The sequence below is a fragment of the Brevundimonas sp. genome (genome assembly GCF_016463485.1).
In the GTDB taxonomy this organism is placed as follows: domain Bacteria; phylum Pseudomonadota; class Alphaproteobacteria; order Caulobacterales; family Caulobacteraceae; genus Brevundimonas.
The window spans coordinates 1-5,195 of sequence record NZ_JAEMRD010000189.1 but is presented as its reverse complement, the minus strand read 5'-3'; the positions used below and the strand labels follow the sequence as shown (position 1 = coordinate 5,195).

General features: G+C 67.2%; 3 protein-coding genes and 1 pseudogene. All 4 read left to right on the top strand.

Features of this window, described 5'->3' with window-relative positions; all coding sequences use genetic code 11:
- Nucleotides 1-1,811: glutamate synthase-related protein (locus tag JHC99_RS17320; RefSeq protein WP_292155897.1), on the top strand; the 1,811-nt coding region annotated here is incomplete at its 5' end.
- A gap of 43 nt (nucleotides 1,812-1,854) precedes the next feature.
- A complete protein-coding gene (locus JHC99_RS17315) occupies nucleotides 1,855-3,174 on the top strand; it encodes an ammonium transporter (RefSeq protein ID WP_292155896.1) in 1,320 nt (439 codons plus the stop codon).
- A gap of 243 nt (nucleotides 3,175-3,417) precedes the next feature.
- Nucleotides 3,418-4,299, top strand: a complete 882-nt coding sequence (locus tag JHC99_RS17310) for an ABC transporter ATP-binding protein (protein ID WP_292155894.1) — start codon at nucleotides 3,418-3,420, stop codon at nucleotides 4,297-4,299.
- A gap of 4 nt (nucleotides 4,300-4,303) precedes the next feature.
- Nucleotides 4,304-5,195, top strand: a pseudogene (locus JHC99_RS17305) (aminopeptidase); the annotation flags it as partial.

The window sequence follows — 5,195 nt, the reverse complement described above, 5'->3', positions numbered from 1 at the left end:
TCGCCATGAACCGCATCGGCGCCCGCTCGGTCTCGGGCGAAGGCGGCGAGGATCCCGATCGCTACGCCACCCGCTCGGACGGCGACAACATGAACTCGGCGGTCAAGCAGATCGCTTCGGGCCGGTTCGGCGTCACCGCCGAATACCTGAACCAGTGCCGCGAGATCGAGATCAAGGTCGCCCAGGGCGCCAAGCCCGGCGAGGGCGGGCAGCTGCCCGGCTTCAAGGTGACCGAGTTCATCGCCCGGATGCGCCACGCCGTGCCCGGCACGACCCTGATCAGCCCGCCGCCGCACCACGACATCTATTCGATCGAGGACCTGGCCCAGCTCATCTACGACCTGAAGTCGATCAACCCGGACGCCCGGGTGACGGTCAAGCTGGTCTCGGCATCGGGCATCGGGGCCATCGCCTCGGGCGTGGCCAAGGCCAAGGCCGACGCCATCCTGATCGCCGGCCACAACGGCGGCACCGGAGCCTCGCCCCAGTCCTCGATCAAGCACGCCGGCCTGCCGTGGGAGATCGGCCTGGCCGAGACCCATCAGGTGCTGAGCCTCAACAACCTGCGCAGCCACGTCGTGGTCCGCGCCGACGGCGGGATGCGCACCGGCAGGGACATCGTCATCGCCGCCATCCTGGGTGCCGAGGAATTCAACATCGGCACGGCGTCGCTGATCGCCATGGGCTGTCTGATGGTGCGTCAGTGCCATTCCAACACCTGCCCGGTCGGCGTCTGTTCGCAAGACCCGCGTCTGCGCGAGAAGTTCACCGGCACGGCCGACAAGGTCGTCAACCTGTTCAGCTTCATCGCCGAGGAGGTCCGCGAATATCTGGCCATGCTGGGCGCGCGGACGCTGGACGAGATCGTCGGCCGCACGGATTTGCTGCGCCAGGTGCGTCGCGGCGGGTCGCACCTGGACGACCTCGATCTCAACCCCCTGCTGGTCCGGGTCGAAGCGCCCGAGAAGAAGGCTTGGGCCGCCAAGGGTCGCGCCGAAATTCCCGAGACTCTCGACGCCCGCGTCCTCGACGACGCCTGGGCCTTCCTCGACCGGGGCCAGACCTCGGAGCTCAGCTATTCGATCTCCAACGTCATGCGCACCATCGGCGCGGGCGTGTCCTCGGCGATCGTGCGGCGCTGGGGCCCGACCGGCCCGACCGGCGTGCTGACCCTCAAGCTGTCGGGTTCGGCGGGCCAATCCTTCGGTGCCTTCGCGGCCAAGGGGCTGAAGCTCGAACTGACGGGCGAAGCCAATGATTATGTCGGCAAGGGGCTGTCCGGTGCCGACATCGTGGTCAAGCCGGTCGAGTGGCGCGAGCACCAGCCCGCTATCGGCAACACCACCCTGTACGGGGCGACGTCCGGCCGCCTGTTCGTCGCCGGATCAGCGGGCGAGCGGTTCGCGGTGCGCAACTCCGGCGCCCAGGCGGTCGTCGAGGGCCTCGGTGCCCACGGCTGCGAATACATGACCGGCGGCTGCGTCGTGGTTCTCGGCCCCGTGGGCTGGAATCTGGCGGCCGGGATGTCGGGTGGCGAGCTGTTCGTGCTCGACGACGAGGGGGCCCGCTGCAAGCTGGCGCTCAACGGCGACCTGGCGTCCTTCGCCCGGATGACACCCGAAGCCGCGGATCGTCTGCACGCCCTGGTTCTGGCCCACGACAAGGCGACGGGGTCTCCGCTCGCGCGCCGCCTGCTGGTCACCTGGTCCGACAGTGTCACCCGCTTCGTCCGTATCGTCCCGACCCCGGTCGCCCAGGCCGAGGCCGTGGCACAGGGGGGGCTTGCGGAAACCTTGGCCGTACCCGCATGATCCGGGTTCCACCCTTGTTTTCGCTCCCCCTGAAAGCACGACGATGAACCCACGCCTGCTCGCGCTCGCCGCCCCGCTGATCCTTGGCCTCACGGCGCTTGGAGGCGCGGCGTCGGCGCAGCCGGCGCTTCTGGCCCATCAGGCGCCGCTGGTCATCGACAATGCGGCGACGGGCTGGATCCTGACCTCGACGGCCCTGGTCCTGCTGATGACCCTGCCCGGTCTGGCGCTGTTTTACGGCGGCATGGTGCGCAAGAAGAACATCATCGCCACCATCGCCCATTCGACCATCGCCCTGATCATCGTCACCGTGCTGTGGTTTGTCGCGGGCTACAGCCTGTCCTTCGGCACGGGGCCGGAGGCGACCAACCCCTTCATCGGCGGGGTCCAGGCCCTGTTCCTGGACGGGGTGACCATCGACACGGCCCACAGCCTGGCACCGGGTCTGCCCGAGTTCCTGTGGGTCGCCTATCAGCTGACCTTCGCCATCATCACCCCAGCCCTGATCGCCGGTGCCTTCGCCGAGCGGATGAAGTTCTCGGCGAGCCTGTTGTTCTTCGGGCTGTGGCACCTGATCGTCTATGCGCCGATCTGCCATCAGGTCTGGGGCGGCGGCTATCTGGGCTCACTGGGCGTGCTCGACTTCGCCGGCGGTGCCGTGGTCCACGTCAATGCGGGCGTCGCAGGCCTCGTCTGCGCCATCGTACTGGGCCCCCGCTACGGCTTCGGCCGAGACAATATGGCCCCCGCCAACCTGGCCTTCACCGCCATCGGTACCGGCCTGCTGTTCGTCGGCTGGCTGGGCTTCAACGCCGGGTCCGCCTGGGCCGCCGACGGCATCGCCTCGGTCGCGGCGCTCAACACCATCCTGGCCCCGGCCGCCGCCGCGCTCGGCTGGATGGTCGTCGAGTGGATCCAGCACAAACGCCCAACCCTGCTGGGCCTGCTCAGCGGCATCGTCGCGGGCCTGGTCGCCATCACCCCCGCCGCCGGTCTGGTCGATCCCAAGGGAGCCTTCATCATCGGCCTGATCGGCGGACCCGTCTGCTATCTCGGCGCGACCTGGCTGAAGCACACGCTGAAATACGACGACAGCCTGGATGCCTGGGGCATCCACGGCGTCGGCGGCATCGTCGGTGCCCTGCTGACCGGGGTGTTCGCCAATGCCGCGATCAACGGCGTCGCCGACGGGGCCTCGATCGTGAAACAGGCTATCGGCCTGCTTGCCGTCATCGCCTGGAGCGCCGTCGGCACTTTCGTGGTCCTGATGATCTGCAAGTTCACGACCGGCCTGCGCGTCACCAAGGAGAGCGAGATCGAGGGCCTCGACTACTCGCAGCACGGCGAGACGATGCATTCATAGCTCCCTTCTCCCCTTGCGGGAGAAGGTGGCCGAGCGAAGCGAGGTCGGATGAGGGGTAACGCCGATTTTGAATGTCGACGTCGAAACGCGCTCAACTTCAACACAGTGCGACCCCTCATCCGTCAGCCTTCGGCTGCCACCTTCTCCCGCAGGGGGAGAAGGGACGTGCCTACCTTACCGTTCTGTAACTTGCCGCCCGCCGTTCACGGTGACAAGGATGCTTGACTAGCGAAGGGGCTCGCCATGCTGTCGATCAAGAATCTCGTCCACGTCTACGGCAACGGTACGCGGGCGCTCGACGATGTCTCGCTGGAGATCCCGACCGGGATGTTCGGCCTGCTCGGCCCCAACGGCGCGGGCAAGTCGACCCTGATGCGGTCGATCGCGACGCTCCAGACCCCGACCTCGGGATCGATCGACTTCGACGGCATCGACGTGATCAAGGAGCCCGAGAAGCTGCGCCGCACCCTCGGCTATCTGCCCCAGGATTTTGGCGTCTATCCCCGCGTCTCGGCCTACGACATGCTGGATCACATGGCGGTGCTCAAGGGCATTGCCTCGGCCAGGGATCGCAAACAGACGGTCGAGACCCTGCTCCAGCAGACCAATCTGTGGTCGGTGCGCAAGAAGGCCCTGGCCGGCTTTTCGGGCGGGATGCGCCAGCGGTTCGGCATCGCCCAGGCCCTGATCGGCAATCCCAAACTCATCATCGTCGACGAGCCCACCGCCGGCCTGGACCCCGAGGAGCGCAACCGCTTCCTCAACCTGCTGGCCGAGATCGCCGATAACGTCGTCATCATCCTGTCGACCCACATCGTCGAGGACGTGGCTGACCTGTGCCCCCGCATGGCGGTGCTCGCGGGCGGCAAGGTCCAGCTTCAGGGTGCGCCGATCGACCTGCTGAAATCCATGGAGGGCCGCGTCTGGAAGAAGACCATCGACAAGGCCGATCTCGACGAGGCCAAGGCGAAATACGAGGTCATCTCCACCCGCCTGTTCGCCGGTCGCACCGTGATCCACGTCCTGTCGGACCGTCGTCCCGGCGAAGGTTTCGACCCGGTCTCGGGGGGGCTGGAAGACGTCTATTTCTCGACCCTGAGCGCCTCGCGCAAAGTCGCGGCGTAAGACGATGTTCCTCAAGGTCGCCGCCTTCGAATTCCGCTACCAGCTGCGCCAGCCGGCCTTCTGGGTCATCGCCATCCTGTTCGCCCTCGTCGGCTTCGGCATGCTGGCCATGCCCGACCTGAACGTGTCGGCCGGCGGCAACGTCTACAAGAACGCCCCCTATTTCCTGGCCGCCATCCACGTCTCGATGGTGCTGTTCTTCATGCTGGGCTCCACGGTGATCGTGGCCAACGTCATCGTGCGCGACGTCCAGTCGGGCTACGGCCCGATCATCCAGTCGACCCAGCTAAAGCCCTTCGACTATCTCTACGGCCGGTTCGCCGGCGCGTTCGCTGCAACCGCCCTGTGCTTCGCCGCCGTCACGATCGGCATGTTCGCGGGCACGCTCGCGCCCTGGATCGACCGCGAGACCATCGGGCCCTTCCGTCCGGGCGACTATCTGTACGCCTATTTCGTCATGGGGCTGCCGGGCGTCTTTCTGACCTGCGCCCTGTTCTTCATGCTGGCGACGGTGACCCGGTCGCTGATGGCGACCTACGTCGGGGTAGTGGCGGTGTTGATCGCTTATCTGGTGACCACCGGCATTCTGGGCTCCAAGCCTGAGCTCGAGACCGCCATGGCCTGGGCCGAACCCCTGGGTGCCAGCGCCTATGGCCTCGTCTCGAAATACTGGACACCGGCCGAGAAGAACACGCTGAACGTGGCGCTGACCGGCGTCTTCCTGTGGAACCGGCTGATCTGGACGGGCGTGAGCATCCTGCTGCTGGCCGCGACCTGGGTCTTCTACCGGCCGACCGTGCGCGGGGCCAAGGCCGCCACCGCCGACACCCTGCGCAAGATGACCGCCGCCGCCCCGGCCGCACCCGCCGCCACCGGCCCCCTGCCCGCCCCCAGCC

Bases quoted from the DNA above. Each gene is read 5' to 3' on its own strand.
- JHC99_RS17315 (WP_292155896.1), top strand. From the start codon at position 1,855: ATGAACCCACGCCTGCTCGCGCTCGCCGCCCCGCTGATCCTTGGCCTC.
- JHC99_RS17310 (WP_292155894.1), top strand. From the start codon at position 3,418: ATGCTGTCGATCAAGAATCTCGTCCACGTCTACGGCAACGGTACGCGG.